General features: G+C 67.0%; 11 protein-coding genes. 6 read left to right on the top strand and 5 right to left on the bottom strand.

Features of this window, described 5'->3' with window-relative positions; all coding sequences use genetic code 11:
* Window positions 1-78: 78 nt before the first annotated feature.
* A complete protein-coding gene (locus ACCQ05_RS18470; RefSeq protein WP_372392033.1) occupies window positions 79-1,851 on the bottom strand; it encodes an expansin EXLX1 family cellulose-binding protein in 1,773 nt (590 codons plus the stop codon).
* A gap of 518 nt (window positions 1,852-2,369) precedes the next feature.
* Between ACCQ05_RS18470 and cycA the strand changes: the two genes are divergently transcribed.
* Complete coding sequence (cycA, locus tag ACCQ05_RS18465) at window positions 2,370-3,746, top strand: D-serine/D-alanine/glycine transporter (protein WP_372392014.1); 1,377 nt, start codon at window positions 2,370-2,372, stop codon at window positions 3,744-3,746.
* 171 nt (window positions 3,747-3,917) lie between these two features.
* Window positions 3,918-4,829 (top strand): CorA family divalent cation transporter, encoded by a 912-nt coding sequence (locus ACCQ05_RS18460; protein WP_372392012.1) that lies wholly within the window; start codon window positions 3,918-3,920, stop codon window positions 4,827-4,829.
* A 388-nt stretch (window positions 4,830-5,217) separates the two neighbouring features.
* Here ACCQ05_RS18460 and ACCQ05_RS18455 read toward each other — a convergent pair whose 3' ends face one another.
* On the bottom strand, window positions 5,218-5,913 hold the full coding sequence (locus tag ACCQ05_RS18455) for an AIM24 family protein (protein ID WP_228963876.1): 696 nt from the start codon (window positions 5,911-5,913) through the stop codon (window positions 5,218-5,220).
* A gap of 163 nt (window positions 5,914-6,076) precedes the next feature.
* On the opposite strand from ACCQ05_RS18455, the gene ACCQ05_RS18450 reads away from it, so the two are divergent.
* Together ACCQ05_RS18450 and ACCQ05_RS18445 are read left to right on the top strand one after the other, a co-directional pair.
* On the top strand, window positions 6,077-8,182 hold the full coding sequence (locus ACCQ05_RS18450) for an NHL repeat-containing protein (protein WP_372392010.1): 2,106 nt from the start codon (window positions 6,077-6,079) through the stop codon (window positions 8,180-8,182).
* A gap of 389 nt (window positions 8,183-8,571) precedes the next feature.
* Window positions 8,572-9,576 (top strand): arabinan endo-1,5-alpha-L-arabinosidase, encoded by a 1,005-nt coding sequence (locus ACCQ05_RS18445; RefSeq protein WP_372392008.1) that lies wholly within the window; start codon window positions 8,572-8,574, stop codon window positions 9,574-9,576.
* Window positions 9,577-9,722: 146 nt separating this feature from the next.
* Here ACCQ05_RS18445 and treA read toward each other — a convergent pair whose 3' ends face one another.
* Together treA and ACCQ05_RS18435 are read right to left on the bottom strand one after the other, a co-directional pair.
* Window positions 9,723-11,390 carry an alpha,alpha-trehalase TreA gene (gene treA, locus ACCQ05_RS18440; RefSeq protein ID WP_372392006.1) on the bottom strand — a complete coding sequence of 556 codons (1,668 nt, stop codon included), beginning with the start codon at window positions 11,388-11,390 and terminating at the stop codon, window positions 9,723-9,725.
* Window positions 11,391-11,816: 426 nt separating this feature from the next.
* Entirely contained in the window at window positions 11,817-12,581 is a 765-nt protein-coding gene (locus tag ACCQ05_RS18435) for a DUF72 domain-containing protein (RefSeq protein ID WP_372394169.1), read from the bottom strand.
* Between the two features lie 104 nt (window positions 12,582-12,685).
* Between ACCQ05_RS18435 and ACCQ05_RS18430 the strand changes: the two genes are divergently transcribed.
* Together ACCQ05_RS18430 and ACCQ05_RS18425 are read left to right on the top strand one after the other, a co-directional pair.
* Complete coding sequence (locus tag ACCQ05_RS18430; RefSeq protein ID WP_372392003.1) at window positions 12,686-13,438, top strand: DNA-formamidopyrimidine glycosylase family protein; 753 nt, start codon at window positions 12,686-12,688, stop codon at window positions 13,436-13,438.
* A gap of 293 nt (window positions 13,439-13,731) precedes the next feature.
* Window positions 13,732-14,733 (top strand): hypothetical protein, encoded by a 1,002-nt coding sequence (locus ACCQ05_RS18425; protein ID WP_372392001.1) that lies wholly within the window; start codon window positions 13,732-13,734, stop codon window positions 14,731-14,733.
* A gap of 389 nt (window positions 14,734-15,122) precedes the next feature.
* On the opposite strand, the gene ACCQ05_RS18420 is transcribed toward ACCQ05_RS18425, so the two are convergent.
* Window positions 15,123-16,061, bottom strand: coding sequence for a GAF domain-containing protein (locus ACCQ05_RS18420; protein ID WP_372391999.1), 939 nt, complete (start codon window positions 16,059-16,061; stop codon window positions 15,123-15,125).
* Window positions 16,062-16,101: the final 40 nt, after the last annotated feature.

Raw genomic sequence — 16,101 nt, 5'->3', positions numbered from 1 at the left:
GATCTACGTAACGCGCGGCGTAGCAATGGGATGCCGGACCGGGCGCCAGGCGGCACGCAGTCCGCCTGGCAGGATGGCTCAGGGGAATTGCACGTTTCCCGGTTGGAAATAGGCCGGATGGCTGCCGTCTTCGTAGAGCGCCGGAATCGTATCGAGCAGGGTCTTGCCACGAATGTCGGTGATGCGAATGGATAGCGGCTGGTTGCCCAACTGCTCGCCCAGGAAGTGGTTGTAGTCCATCTTCTGCAGGTTCTTCCACGTGTTGCCCTGCTTGACTTCGAACTTGACCACCGGATAGGCGTGGTTGCGCACCTGGATCGCGGCCCACCAGCGCGAGCTGCCTTCCTTGATGCGGTATTGCACGTTGCCGGTGATCGGTGCGCGCACCAGCTTCCAGCTGATCGGGATGCGCCCATCCACCATGTCACCGATCGCGGCGAATGCGTTGTGCGACAGGTCCAGCCCGCCGGAGGCTCCTTCCGGATACAGGTCGGTCACGTAGACCGTGGTCTTGCCCTTGGGGCCGGTCACTTCGAGGTAGGCGCCAGCCATTGCCGCCTTTACGCCGCCGAAGTTCAGCTGCGTCGGGTTGAGCGCGGTGATGAAGGCGGTACTGGGGATCGGGTCCAGCAACAGCGCACCGCCCGAGTAGCCGGAACCGGTGTACGTCGCCGTACCGGTGAAGGTGCTGTTCCAGGCGGTCGCCTTGCTCGCGTTCTTGCCAGCGGCTGTGTTCGCCGATGCGGCGACGCCTGCCGCAGGCGCCGTTCCCCACGCCCGGTGCAGCAGCTGCAGTTTGTCTGTCCGCGGGCTGCCATCTGGCGCAAGTAGCCCGCCGTTGTTGGCATTGCCCACTTCCCAGCTGCCCAGGAACGCGCTGCGCAGTCCGCTGTTGGCCAGATAGCCGCTCAACGCGGCCTGCCATGCCGGGTCGCGCGGATCGCCATCGCCCAGGCCGCCGCCGAGACTGACCGGCACCACCGCGTGATCGGCCGCAAACCTGCCGAAATCGCGCTGCCAGGTGGCTGGCAGCGCCTGGGCAAAGTCCGGTGCTGCAAACGCCGGTGCCGCGTCGCGATCCGGCCCGGCCAGTTTGGGCATCAGGACCAGCTGCCGCGCCGGAACGCGCAACGGCACGCACGCCAGCGGCTGCAGATTGCTGCCCGCGGCCTTGCGTGCGGTGTCGCTGCACAGCGCAGTGCTGCCGACACCTTCGACACCCACCACCCAGCGCGGCGCCAGTGCGAGCACCGCCGCAGCGGCGCGCGATGCCACCCGGTTCCAGTCGGCCTGGGCGTCATTTCCTGCCCAGCTGGCATTGCGATACCCGCTGCTCCCCAGATCGATGCCGATCACCGCAGGGTTTGCACCGTAGCGGCGCGCGAGCGTGGCCAGGCCCTGCATCCAGGCTTGAGCTTGCGTGCCGAGCTGCGGTGCACCGTCATCGCAGCGACCATCGGCGAATGCGAACATGACCTGTAGCCCACGTTCGCTGGCTGCACGCACCACCGCGTCGAGCAGCTGCAGCGCATTCAAGCCGGCCAGTGCGGGGTCACCGGCGACCTCCGAGGCGGTGATGGGCCTGCTCTGCAGCACCGCTGCGCAGATCGGAAGCCGCACGGCATTGATGTCGGCCGCCTGCAGCTGGTCCAGCAGATGTGCCAGGGTGTTGTCGCGCAAGCCGGTGGCGGCCAGTCCGGCGCGGTCAAATCCCGGCCAGGTTGTCCCGCGGATCTGCAGCGGCCGACCCTGCGTGTCCATCAGTTGCCCGCGCGTGTCGACCTGGACGGCCGAGGCGGTGACGGGGGCCAGCAGCGCTAGCGCGAGAAAGACATGAGAGCGCGAATGCATGTAAGTCTCCTGAGTGACGGCTGCGCAGGAAACCAGCTATGTCGGCCGCGATCCGTGCGCCCAGTCAAGGAAGCGGGCGGGAGCATGCATGCAACCACGGGCGGACGTGGGCACTGGAATGGGAGTCGCTGTTCGTGCGAGATGCCGCGCCGCCATGATGCAATCGAGCACGGCGTGCTGCGCGCGCTGCTGTCAGCTGCGCGCCATGGGGTTGCCGCGGAGCGCACACCGGGCCTGGAATGCCCGACCATTGCGCGCAATGGATGGCCCGGCGTCATGGGGGCAGCGGTCTTGGCCGTCTGGCGCCGGACCGGGAGCTGCGTCGGCGAGCGAGTTGCCAAACGCGTCTGGCCCGCGCACGGGCGGACAGCGCTTCGCCGCGCACACCTCCACCATACGCACCATGTCGGCGTCGTACGACGCATGCCGCCCCGTGCCGCCGGCTCTTGCAGCCCCCTGGTGCCGGCCGGCGCGATCTCGTATTTTTGACGGATTGTTCACTTGCCGGTGCCGTGCCCATGTCCGATCCGTCCGCGCCCGATCATCTGCAACGCAGTCTCTCCAATCGCCACCTGCAGTTGATCGCGATCGGTGGGGCGATCGGCACCGGCCTGTTCATGGGCTCGGGCAAGACGATCAGTCTGGCCGGGCCGTCGATCCTGTTCGTCTATCTGATCATCGGCGCGATGCTGTTCTTCGTGATGCGTGCGATGGGCGAGCTGTTGCTGTCCAACCTGGACTACAAGTCGTTCATCGACTTCTCCACCGATCTGCTCGGCCCCTGGGCCGGATTCTTCTGCGGCTGGACGTACTGGTTCTGCTGGATCATCACCGCCATCGCCGACGTGATCGCCATTGCCGCCTACGCGCAGTTCTGGTTTCCCGGCCTGGCGCCGTGGATTCCGGCGATTGCGTGTGTGCTGTTGCTGCTGGCATTGAATCTGGTGACGGTAAAACTGTTCGGCGAGATGGAGTTCTGGTTTGCGCTGATCAAGATCATCGCCATTTGCGCGCTGATCATCACCGGTGCGGGGCTGGTGGCGTGGGGCTTCCGTTCGCCGTCGGGCAATGTGGCCTCGCTGGCGAACCTGTGGAACGACGGCGGCATGTTCCCGATGGGCATCGGCGGATTCTTCGCCGGCTTCCAGATCGCGGTGTTCGCGTTCGTCGGGATCGAGCTGGTAGGCACCACCGCAGCAGAAACCGCCGACCCGCGCCGCAATCTGCCCAAGGCGATCAATTCGATTCCGGTGCGGATCCTGATCTTCTACGTGCTGGCGCTGATCGCCATCATGGCGGTGACGCCGTGGCGGCAGGTGGTGGCCGACAAGAGCCCGTTCGTGGAGCTGTTCGTGCTGGCCGGGGTGCCGGCCGCGGCCAGCCTGATCAATTTCGTGGTGCTGACCTCGGCGACGTCTTCGGCCAACAGCGGCATCTTTTCCACCAGCCGCATGCTCTACGGCCTGGCCGAGGAGCAGCATGCGCCCAAGGGATTTGCCAGGCTCTCGCGTGCGGCGGTGCCGGCACGTGGCCTGTTGTTCTCCTGCATGTGCCTGTTGCTGGGCGCGATGCTGGTGTATCTGATCCCCAATCTGGTCACCGCGTTCACGCTGGTCACCACCTTGTCGGCGGTGCTCTTCATGTTCGTGTGGTCGCTGATCCTGTGCGCCTACATCGCCTATCGCCGCAAGCGCCCGGAGCAGCATGCAGCATCGCAGTTCAAGATGCCTGGCGGGGTGGTGATGTGTTGCGTGTGCCTGGCGTTCTTCGCCTTCGTGATCGTGTTGCTGACCCTGCAGGCCGATACGCGCCAGGCCCTGCTGGCCAGCCCGGTGTGGTTCCTGATCCTGGCGATCGGCTATGTCGTGAAGCGTGCCCAGACGCGCACAGGGTAAGTGCCGCAGCGTTGGCTGTATTGCAAGGGCTCCGCAGTGCGGGGCCTTTGTGTTCTTGGCTGCACAACACCGCGATAAAGGCCACTGCCAGCTGAGCGCGTTTGCGCGCAGCGTTGACGCGGCTCAGGCCGGGCACGATGCTCGCGGCCATCTATCGCCATGGCCTGCCGCATGATCACGATCCACCCGATTGCCGGAATCCACCACGCGCAGGGGTGCTGGGTGGACCTGTGTCAGCCCGGTCCGCAGGAGCTGGCCGAGGCGGCCGAACGGGTGGGCTTCGCGCTGCCGGATCGTGCGGCGATCGGCGAGATCGAATTCTCCAGCCGGGTGCGCCGCCAGGGCGAGGTGCTGTTCCTCAACGTGCCGCGTTTCCAGGACGACGATGGCCCCACCGCGCCGCTGGGCTTTGCGCTGTCGCCGACCATGCTGGTGACCCTGCGCGAGCAGCGCATCGGCTCGCTGGAGGCGGTAGCCGCGCGGCTGGAGCACGAGCCCTGCCACAGTTCCGACGATCTGTTGCTGCGCATGTTCGACCAGCTGGTCGGGCGACTGGCAGACCGGCTGGAAGCCCTGGAAGCGGCGGTGACCGACACCACCCGGCAGGTATTCGACAACCCGCACAAGACCCGCGATCTGGAACGCATGCTGCACCAGGTCGGTGGCATGGGCCGGCAGCTGGGCGGCCTGCACAATGCGGGGCAGGGCATGCTGCGGCTGGTGACCTATCTGGACAGCGCCACGCCGGACTGGTTCGGTGCCGATGCGGCCAGGCGCATCGGTCTGCTGCACAAGGACCTGACCACCTTGAGCGAATTCCAGCAGCACATGGACGACCGCATCGAGTTCCTGCTCGACAGCGTGCTGGGCATGATCAACATGGACCAGAACAACGTGATGAAGGTGATGGCAGTGGCCTCGGTGGTCGGCATTCCGCCCACCGTGCTGGTCGGCATTTGGGGCATGAACTTCGCCTACATGCCCGAGCTCAAGTGGCACGACGCCTACTTCTGGGCGCTGGGGGTGATCGCGCTGAGCGTGGTGATTCCGCTGGCGTGGTTTCGCAAGCGTGGCTGGGTGTGAGACCGGTCGCTGCGTTTGCGATCCTGCAGCGTATCCAGGCCGATTCGACTGGACCGGCACGCTAGATCTTCAGGTCCGAAAAGAGAAACCCGTACACGCGCTCGTCGATCTAAACGGCGCGATCCATGCGTGTGCAGGATGTGGTGTGTCTGGTGGCGTCGAACTGCGAACTGCCCTCTGCGATCCCCTCGACACGAGGTCATGCCAGTGATCTGCACCGTCGCAGCTGCACGTCCATCGCTGATGTCCCGAGGCTACGCGCACGGCCAGTACAGCGTCGGCGAACGCCAGGCGCAGTCCCGGGATCAGCGCGATATGCGCCGCGTTGCGCATGAGCTCAGTGCCGGCACGTTGCCCGGCCACGCAACGCGCAGCCGGGCATGCACGATCAGCCCTTGGCCTGGAAACTGGCTTCTTCGTACGGCTGCACCACCACCCAGCCTTCGCCGGCAAAGCGCATCTGCAGGCTCTCGCCCGAGCCGCGGCCGAACAGCGTGCCGAGCGACACATCGGTGACCAGCTCCGGGGTCAGCGTGCCCGACCAGGCCACGGTGGCATTGGGGTCGGTGAACACCGGGCCGCTGGCGGCGGTGACCGGCAGGGTCAACGGCTCGTAGTGCGAGGTGATCGCCACGATGCCGTGGCCGCTCAGGCGCACGTTGAACAGGCCACCGGAGAGCATGCCGGCCACCTTGCGCATCATCGTGATCTTGTGCTCGATGCCGGATTCGAACGCCAGCACATCGTTACCGTTGACGAAGATCGACTCGCCATTCAAGCGCAGCAGCGTGACCAGCTTGCCGACATCGGCCAGATACACGCGGCCCTGGCCTTCGGCCTTCATCAGCTGCATGCCTTCGCCGCTGACCGCCTTCTTCAGCAGGTTGCCCAGGCCCTGCTCGAGCAGGCCTTCGCGGGTGAACTTGACGTTGCCGGTGCGCGCGACCATGGCGCCGGCCTTGGACCACACCATGCCGTCCAGGCGGACTTCCAGCAGATGCGGGTTTTCCAGCTCGAAGGGATCGGGGCTGACGTCCTTTTCCTTGGAGTGGGCGAGAAACTCGTTGAGTGTGCGTACGGCCATGCGTTCCGTCCTGGAGTGAAAGAGTGCGCATGATACGCGCAGGCCTGCGCAGCGGGCGATGCATGCCTGCATGCGCCGCGTGCGGCGTCCGTGGGTCCGGCGCGCTCCCCGCAGCAGGGCAAACCCGCTTACAGTGCCGCTCTCTCAACCTACTGCGCACCGCATGGCGAATCCCCGCATTCGATGGATCGGCATCCTGCTGACAGCAACCGCGACGGCGTTGTTGCTGGCGTGGTGGTCGATGTCCAGGCCGCGCATAGCGGCAGAGAAGCAGGAGCCTGCTGCCACGCCGCTGGGCTGGAGGGCACAGCTGCAGTGGGTGGCGGGCAACGGGGTGCGGGGCGCACGGGATGGGCGCGCGGCCGATGCGCAGTTCGACGAACCCTACGGCCTGGCGATCGATGCGCAGGGCAGGCTGTACATCGCCGATGGCGGCGACAACAACCGTATCCGCACCATGGACGCGCAGGGCACCGTGCACTCGCTGGCCGGCAGCCGCGAAGGGTTTGCCGATGGCATCGGTGCGGCGGCGGCCTTCGATACGCCGTCGGGAATCGCGCTCGATGCAGCCGGCAATCTCTACATTGCCGACACCGGCAACCATGCGATCCGCAAGCTTACGCCGCAGGGCGCAGTGACCACCCTGGCCGGTGATGGCGTTGCCGGCGATCGCGACGGTGCTGCAGCGCAGGCGCGCTTCAATGGGCCGATCGGCGTGGCAGTGGATGCGCACGGGCGCGTCTTCGTGGCCGACACCTACAACGATCGCATCCGCGTGATCGAACCCGGCGGCCAGGTGCGCACCCTGGCTGGCGGCACGCGACCGGGCATGGCCGGCGGTGTCGGCGCGCAGGCGCGCTTCGATACGCCGACCGATCTGGCTGTGGATGCGCATGGCACCGTGTGGGTGGCCGACATGCGTAACGATGCGATCCGTCGTATCGCGCCGGACGGCACGGTGACCACGCTGCTGGGCGGTCGGCCCACCGATGCCAGTGGGTTGATCCATCGGCCGACGAGCATGGCCATCACCCGGGACGGGGTGCTCTACGTCGCCGATGCCAGCGGCCGCGTGCTGCAGGTGTCGCGGGCCGGGCATGTCGTCATGCTGGGTGGCGAGGACGTCGACCAGCGGCTGTCGCGGCCGGCCGGGGTGGCAGTGGATGCACGCGGTGCGGTGTATGTCGGCGATGCCGGCAGTGCCCGCGTGCATCGTCTGGTACCGGCGAGCGAGGCCATCGCCAAGCCATCGCCGGTGGTGGGGCCGGCGCCGACCCAACCGCTGCCGCTGCCGCAGACGCAGGGCCGCTGGCCGCTGCAGCCGCAGGATGGCTGGCACGAGGTGGTGGGCACGCTGGGCGAAGTGCGCGGCAACTACCAGGGGCTCAGTCGCGATCACCTGCACGCGGGCCTGGATATCGCCGGCGATGTCGGCCAGCGGGTGGTCGCCATCGCCGATGCCAAGGTGCTCAGCCCGAATGCCAGCTGGGGGCTGGGGCAACTGGGCGAGGGCATGGCGCTGGACACGCTGGGCTACATCCACATGCGCGTAGGCCGCACCGCACAGGGCGCAGTGCTGGATCCGCAACGCTTCCACCTGTTGCGCGATGAGCACGGCGAACCCGAGCGCGTGCGGGTGCTGCGCGGTACGCGCTTCCATGCCGGCGATGCCTTGGGCACGCTCAACGGCATGGCGCATGTGCATCTGACTGCCGGCGCCAATGGCTTCGAGCGCAATGCGGTGCAGCTGGGCTTTACCGGATATGCCGATCACGTCGCGCCACGCATCGATCGCATCGGCTTGCTCGATGCCGGTGGCCAGCCGTTGCCGGTGATCCAGGGCGTGGTGCAGGTGCCGCGCGCGGCAGGCGTGCAGATCTTGGTCGACGCCTGGGATCAAGTGGATGGCAACCTGCCGCGTCGCCGGCTGGGGTTGTATGCGCTGGGCTACCAGGTGCTGGATGCGCAGGGCGTGGCATTGCCGGGTGAGGACGCACCACGCATGACGATCGTCTTCAATCGCATGCCGGCCGATCCGGATGCGGTATTGGTCGCCTATGCGCCCGACAGCGGGATCACCGTGCACGGCAGCGCGGTGACACGCTTCCGCTACATGGTCAGCAACACCGTGCGCGATGGGCGCATCGGCAGCGGCCACTGGCAGGCTGGCGCGCTGCCGGCGGGCGACTATGTCCTGCGCATCGTTGCACGCGACTACAGCGGCAACGAAGCGATCGGTCACCGCGACCTGCGCCTGCGTGCGGAGTAGCGATACGTACAGCGATGCGGCGGCAGGCAAACGCTTGCGAGTGTTGTGCGGTGACATAGCAACGACCGGTGGACTGCTGCGCGGTAACCCACGCTGATCCGGTGGCACTGCGTGTGTGTTGCAACACGATTCAATGCGCCGCTGCAGAAAGTTGATCGTCGCAGCGTGCGGATCGGCGTTACGCGACTCGGCGCCTGCAGGTGCTTAACGCCGCGCTGCCATCGAACGATTCGCGATGTATCGGTGGCCATCGGCGCTCCACGACTCACCACGACCGCGCACGTCGGCACCGCACCCTGCACGCTTCTGCGAACGGCGTCGGGTTCAAGCAGACCTTACCGGATTAGATTGCCGTGGCAGGGGATCTCGAGAATCGAAGGAGAAAGACGATGCGTGTAGGTCGCGGCAATCGATGGGAGCCGGTGCGCACTGCAGGCGCGTTGCGTGTGGGTGCGCTTGCACTGCTGTGCGCAGCGGCGGTTGCGGTGTCTGGTGTGGATGGCACGGCGGCATGGGCAGCCACCGGCCCGGGCGTGGTGACCGGCGATACCATCGTGCACGATCCGTCGATGCTCAAGCTCGGCGATGGGCGCTATTACATCTATTCCACGGTGGGCGTGCTCACCAGCACCGACCGCACCAGATTCAGTAATGCAGGTGCGATCTTCGGCAGCATGCCGGGCTGGGTGAAGACCTATAACCCGAAGAACGAGGTATGGGCGCCGGATGTCTCGCTGCGCGGCAGCAAGTACCTGATGTATTACACCGCATCGTCGTTTGGTTCCAATGCATCGGCCATTGGCCTGGCCAGCAGCAGCACCGGCAAGCCGGGCTCGTGGAAGGACCAGGGCATTGTCTACGCCTCACGCAGCGGCGACGACTACAACGCCATCGACGGCAACCTGGTGGTGGATGCCAGCGGCAAATGGTGGCTCGCGTTCGGCTCGTTCTGGTCGGGCATCAAGCTGATCCAGCTCGACCCGGGCACCGGCAAGCAGCTGGCCAGCAATACGTTCCGTTACAGCCTGGCGAGCCGGCCTTCGCCCGGCGCAGTGGAGGCGCCTTTCATCCAGCAGGCCAACGGGTGGTACTACCTGTTCGTGTCCTTCGATGCGTGCTGCAAGGGCGCCAGCAGCACCTACAGGATCGCCGTGGGGCGTGCGCGGTCGGTGACCGGGCCGTATCTGGATCGTGCCGGGGTGGACATGCGCAACGGCGGCGGCACGGTGATCCATGCCGGCCAGGGCAGCATGCATGGGCCGGGCGGGCAATCGGTGTTCCGCGATGGCGATGGCGACATCCTGGTCTACCACTACTACGACGATCGCGGCGATGCGCGGCTGGGCATCAACCGCCTGGGTTACGACAGCAAGGGCTGGCCGGTGGTGCAGTAACCAACGATCACTGCAGCGCGCCGGTACGCCCTGCACTGGCGCAACACGCAGGCGATGCGTGTTGCAGTCATCCGCCTGTGCTGCTGCCTGCCAGGGATGCAAGGGCCGTCAGCGCTGCCGAACAGTGCCCGGCAGCGTGCGCAGGGTCAGCGCGCTGCCGGCTCGGGCTTGCGCACGCGCTTGACGAGCGCGGCGTCCTTGCCCGGATACAGGTTCAACAGCATCAGGGTGACGCCGTTGGTCCAGCCGAAGCCGTCCTGCAAGGCGTATTCGCCACCGCCGCCGCCGGCCGCATCGGCGTGCAGGCCGTATTTTTCCACCAGCTTGTGCTCGCGTGCGAACAGCGCCTGCACCTGGCCGAGGAAGCGTTCGCCGATGCTGCGGGCCAGTGCGTCTTCGCCATACCGGCGCAGGCCGTCCACGGCCACCCATTGCAGCGGCGCCCAGCCATTGGGCTCGTCCCATTGCTGGCCGGTCTTCACCGCGGTGGTGGCCAGGCCGCCGGGGCGCAGCAGGCGCGCGCGCACCGTGGTGGCGGTGCGTTGGGCGTGTGCGTCCGAGGCCAGGCCGGTGAACAGCGGATACAGCGCGGCCGCCGTGACCTGGTCGCTCAGGGTCCTGGTTTGCCAGTCGTAGTCGGCGTAATAGCCGGCCGCATTCCACAGGTGCGCATCGATGGCCTGCTTGCGCTGCTGCGCCAGTGCGGCGTAGTCCTGCGTGCAGTCGGCGCCGGGTTGCGAGCAGGCCTGGGCCAGGGTGCGCTCCAGGTGGTAGAGCAGGCTGTTGAGGTCGATGGGAACGATGGCGGTGGTGCGGATGGTGCGCAGGTTCTGCCCGTCGGCCAGCCAGCGGCTGGAATAATCCCAGCCGCTTTCGGCACCGGCGCGCAGGTCGCGGTAGACCTCGGCAGCCGGGCGGTCTTGTACTTCGGCGGCGGTGCGGGTGTCGTGCAGCCAGGCTTCCGGGCGCGGGGTATCGCGTTCGTCCCAGTAGCGGTTGAGCACGCTGCCGTCGGCCAGGCGCACCACGTGGCGTGCGGCCTCGCCGGGCGCAAGACCCTCGCTGCCCTGCATCCAGTAGGCGTATTCGGCCTGCAGCTGCGGCAGGTAGCGTTGGTAGACGGCCTGGCCTTCCACGCCGGCCTGCAGTTCCACCATGTAGGAAAAGAACGGCGGCTGCGAGCGGCTGAGGTAGTAGGTGCGGTTGCCGTTGGGAATATGCCCGTAGGTGTCGATCAGGTAGGCGAAGTTGTCCAGCATCTGGCGGCTGAGCGTGGTCTGCCCGCTCTTCACCAGGCCCAGCATGGTGAAGTAGGAATCCCAGTAGTACACCTCGCGGAAGCGCCCGCCCGGCACCACGTAGGGATGCGGCAGCGCCAGCAGGCTGCTGTGCGCCGGCACCTGGGTCTGGCTGCGCACCAGCTTGGGCCACAGCAGGTCGATGTGTTCGCGCAGTGCGGTGTCCTGGCGGATCACGTCGGTCTGCACCGGCGGCGATTCTTCGAAGTTGGCGTCCACGAAGCGGCGCAGGTCGAAGCCGGGGTGGTCGTGCTGCGCCAGATAGTCGGCGTTGATCAGCGCCGGGTCGCGCAGCGGCAGGAAGTCGACAAAGTGCTTCTGGTCCTCGAACAGGTCTGCGTTCTGCACCGCCTGGAACAATTCGGGATAGGCCAGGTCCGGCGTGGGCGGCGTCGAGGCGGGCGCAGTGACAACCGGAGTTTCCAGCGGCGCGGCGGTCAGCGTGCACGGCGCGACGAACATGCTCAGCGACAGGCCAAGCAGCGACGTGCAGCACGGGGGCGCGGCAGAACTCATGGCATCTCCAGAACGGGCAGTGGCGTGTGGCATGGTAAACGACCGAAGTGGCGGGCGGGACCGCGCGGGTGGCCGGAACGCCGGCGCACTTCGCGTGGTGGCAACAGGATTCAGCAAGGTGATCCGGCGCGCCGCCGCAACGTGCGCCAATCCTGGCGTATCGGCGCGGATCGGAGCAGCTTGAGCGCCGCGGCGTCGCCTTGGATCGCCAGTGGAACTGCAAGAAATGCGCCAGAGCCGGCTTGGCCGGTTGCGGCGCGTGGCACCGTTGATGCAGTGCGGGCGCAGGCGTCGGCAGGCGCGACACCACGCCGGCATGCGTCAGGGTAAAGTGCAGCTTGGCCGTTGCACCGGCGCAGCCGCCCTGGCAGCTAGATGCGCGGCCCGGCAATGCAACGGCATGGCCGGCGAACGCAGTGAAGCGCGTCAACCGACCGCTTCGATGCCCAGCAGGGTCCGCATCCGCAAGGCATTGGGCACGGCCAAGCCGGCGGCGGTGTTGTCGAAGATCACCCAGCGGTCGTTACCGGGCCGCGCCGCAGCGTGCACGGCTGCCGCCAGCGCAGCCAACGCCGGCGCATCGTAGCTGCTGTAGTAGACGCGCGGACTCCCATGCCAACGCCAGTAAGACGGGCCGGTGGTGGGGTCCGGTGTGATTGCGGACGGGTGCGGCGCTGGGTCGGCGGCGGCACGTGCGATGCGGTGACGGATCATCACCGCGTGCGCCTGCGGTGTGAACCAGCTGGCGTGGCGCGGCTCGCAGACCACACTGCCATCCCAGCGCCGCCGCAGCATGGCGAAGAAGCTCGCCGCCACGCGCGCCTCGAATGCCGCACTGGGCGGCAATTGCAGCAGCAGGCAGCCCAGGCGTGCGCCGAGCGCACCGGCCTGGGCGAGGAAGGCATCCAGCAAGGGTCCGGCAGCGTGCAGCCGCGCATCGTGGCTGATGCTGCGTGGCAGCTTGACCGAGAACCGAAAGTCCTCGGGCACGTTGTCGGCCCAGCGCGCATAGGTGTCGCGGCGGTGCGGGCGATGGAACGAGGAGTTGATCTCTACCGCGTTGAAGCGGGTGGCGTAGCGCTGCAGCACGTTGGCGCCCGCGCCGAAGGCGGCACGCTCGGCAGCGGGAATCGACCAGCCTGCGCAGCCACACCGGAGGCACTCAGTTGCGAGGGAAGCGCGAGCAGGCATGGCATCGACGGTGTTGGCTGACACGACGGTATGCCGGTGCCCACGTCAGGATTGCGTGTGCGCAGCGATCACGACCGACTCACGCGCCGCTTCGATACTGGGGCATGCCCGAAGGCCCCTCACTGGTCATCCTGCGCGAAGAAGCGGCCCGTTTCGTGGGCCGCAAGATGCTGCGCGTGTCCGGCAACAGCAAGCTGGACATCGCGCGCCTGCAACATCGCAAGGTGCTGGCCGTGCGCAGCTGGGGCAAGCATCTGCTGATCGAATGCGCGCAGTTCAGCGTACGCATCCACTTCCTGCTGTTTGGCAGCTACCGCATCAACGAAGACAAGCCCAATGCCGTGCCGCGCTTACGGCTGGAGTTCTCCAAGGGCGAGCGATTGAACGTCTATGCGTGCTCGGTGCAGTTCGTCGAAGGTCCGCTGGATACGGTCTACGACTGGAGCGCGGATGTCATGAGCCCCCACTGGGACCCAGCGCAGGCGCGCCGCAAGCTACGTGCCGCCCCTGCGATGCTCTCAGCCGATGCCTTGTTGAACCAGGACATCTTTGCCGGGGTTGGCAACATCATCAAGGACGAGGTCCTGCATCGGATTGGCGTGCATCCGGAAAGCCGGGTGGGTGCCTTGCCGGCGCGCAAACTCGGCGAACTGGTCACGCAGGCGCGCGAGTACAGTTTCGATTTCTATACGTGGAAGAAGGCAGCGGTGCTCAAGAAGCACTTCCAGGTGCATACCAAGAGCAGCTGCCCGCGCGATGGCGCGCCGTTGCAGTATCGCAAGCACTTGGGCAAGGCCGGCCGGCGCGCGTTCTTCTGCGAGGTTTGTCAGCGGTTGTATCTGCCCGACGACGCGTAAGGACAGCGAGCCTGCGATCCGATCTGGGCACTGCCTGCGCGTGATGCGGCATGAGCCAACCATCGCGAGTCGACTTCGGAATGCCCACCCACGACGAGTGACTGCACGCCACCAGGCCCGCTCCATGCGCTCCGATCCGGCCATGCCCAGCGAATGTGAATGGCGGCTGGGGCTGAGTGGCCGGACAACGAATTTCGAACGCGCGCAAACGCCGGGCCCGCTAGATTTGTGCGCTCGGCACCGTGACTGCAGAAGCGATTGCCAACCCTCCCACCTCACCGGTCTCCCGCATAGTGATTACCCGCAGGAAGGAAGCGCTTGTCCCGCATATGGCTGCAGCCGCATGCACGGGCGCCATCCTGTTTTTTCTTGCCTGCCTGTTGCTGTACATGCCAGCCCCGCGTCAGTCGGTACGCCACGACGAAAGTCTGCAGGTGTATTTCCTGCCACGCCAGCCGCTCACGCAGCCGGCTCCGGCCGTGCCGCCAACGCAGGCCGAGCGACGGCCGCCCGCCGCCGCATCGACCGCACGTGCTGCGCCGCCGCCCACACGCACGCCACCGCCGCAGCGCCAGGTGGCGGCGGCCAATGCATCGGCCAACGATGCGATGGCCGCCCAGCTGTACACCCGCGAAGGCCGCCTGCGCATGCCGCCGGACACCCGGCTGGATCCGCTGGCGCCAGGCGCTGCGGTGCCGCCGGGCATGACCGACGCGCGCGCGCAAGCGAAAGCACGCAGCGTGATGGAGCGGGTCAACCCGGTGCAGTACCAGCAAACGCGCTTTGCCAAGGACTGGAAGAGCGATGGCACATTGGGCGATGTGGCGATGCAGGAAATGGATCGCGGCATGAAGAAGTTCAACGACATGCTCAACGGGCCGCAGACGCAGGTAGCCAAGGCGCGTCCGCCGCCGGATGTGCGCTTCAATCCCGCACTGGCCGGCAACCAGGCCGATCTGGGCAGCGAGGCGACCGGCGATGCCTACAAGGCCGCACCGATCGCGCACGAAAGCCCGCCCGACCTCAAGGGAGAAGCCAGCCGCCGCATCCGCGACGCCCTGGCATCGCTGGAGCAACGCAGCGCACGCTGCGATGCATCCCGGCGCACCTCGCTGCTGTCGCCGGTGCGCACGCATCTGTCGGATCTGGAGCGCGCCGAGCACGCACTGAACAACGGCGCCGATCCGGTGATGGCCGCGCAACTGCTGCCGCGCCAGGCCGACAACGCCTACGACATGGCGCGCCGCGCGCTGTGGTACGCGGACCGGCAACTGAAGCAGTGCGCGGTGGGGTGAGTGCTGAGTTTTCGTTGCTGTCTCAAAGCAGTTGGGAGCGCGGTACCGTCATCGTGACGTCGAGCACCGCAGCACTGCCGCACCTCACCCCATCCCATCTCGGCGGGAAAGGGCTTCAGACGCGACGGACGCTGTTGCGTGCTGGAGTTGTTGTTTGGCCGCTTGGGTTCAATGGCAGACCAGACTGAAGCAATTCGAGCCACTCTCCCGCCGGGCGAGCACTTCAAGCCCCTGTTCCGCCGGAGAATCGATTCATGCCCCTCTCCCGCCGGGGCGAGAAGGCATGGCTTACGCGCCATTGGCGCATGTGCCTTGGAGCGCCCGCGCCAATGGCGCGGGCCGGGGCGCGGAGCGGGGGTTGGGGTGAGGGTACGCCTGCGGAGCGATGCCTACGCCAGATGCTGGCGGTAACGGTCCTTCTCTGCGCTCAGCGCGATTTCCGCGCGCAGGAACACCTGCCCGATCGGTTCGTCCGCGCGGCTGGCGCGTGCCTCGCCCAGCAACACCGTCAGGCCCAGCGGGTGTTGCTGCTGGGCCACCTCGCGCAGGGCCTGCAGGGTGCGCTCGGCATCGGGGCCGCGCAGCACGGCGATGAATTCGGCGCTGTCGGTGACCCGGTCGATGCTGTTGCCGGGGCCTTGCACCAGCGTGGCGAAGGACTGGTCGAGGTCCTGCAAGGCGCGGCCGAGCAGGCGCTCGCTCTGGCGCTCGGCCAGGGCAGCCAGTTCCTGCACCTCCAGGATCACCAGGCGATACGGATCGTCGCTGCTGGCCTGGCTGGTTCCCACCGCCGCATCGGCGGCCGGTTGCAGGATGGCCTCGCGTTCCTGTTGCAGCGCCTGCTGGCGCGCATCCAGCAGGTTCATCGTGACCCGGGCCAATGCCTGCAGGCCGGTGCGCTGCATGTCGTTGAGCCGGCGCGGCTCGGTGTCCAGCACGCAGACGGTGCCCAGGGCCACGCCGTCGTCGGTCACCAGCGGCATGCCGGCATAGAAACGCGCGCCGGTGTCGCCAGTCACCACGGAAATATCGCGAAAGCGCGGGTCCTGGGTCAGGTCGGGCACTTCCATCAGGTTGCTGGGCTCGCGGATGGCGTGATCGCATACCGCCTGGCTACGGTCGGTTTGCTGCAGGTCCACGCCCAGTCGCGCCTTGAACCACTGGCGGTCTCGGTCCACCAGCGACATCAGCGCGATCGGCGTCTCGCACAACGCCGCGGCCACCTGCACGATGTCCTGGTAGGTGTCTTCGGGCAGGCTGTCGACGATGCGATAACCGTCGAGCACCTGCTGGCGGGAAGCTTCGTCTGCCTTCGGCATCTCTTTCATCGGATGAGCCAAGCACCTGTCGAGGAGAGTGCCCAAGCTT

Origin of the sequence: Xanthomonas sp. NCPPB 3582 (assembly GCF_041475735.2) — a bacterium.
In the GTDB taxonomy this organism is placed as follows: Bacteria; Pseudomonadota; Gammaproteobacteria; order Xanthomonadales; family Xanthomonadaceae; genus Xanthomonas; species Xanthomonas codiaei.
This window is presented reverse-complemented; position numbering and strand designations above follow the sequence as displayed.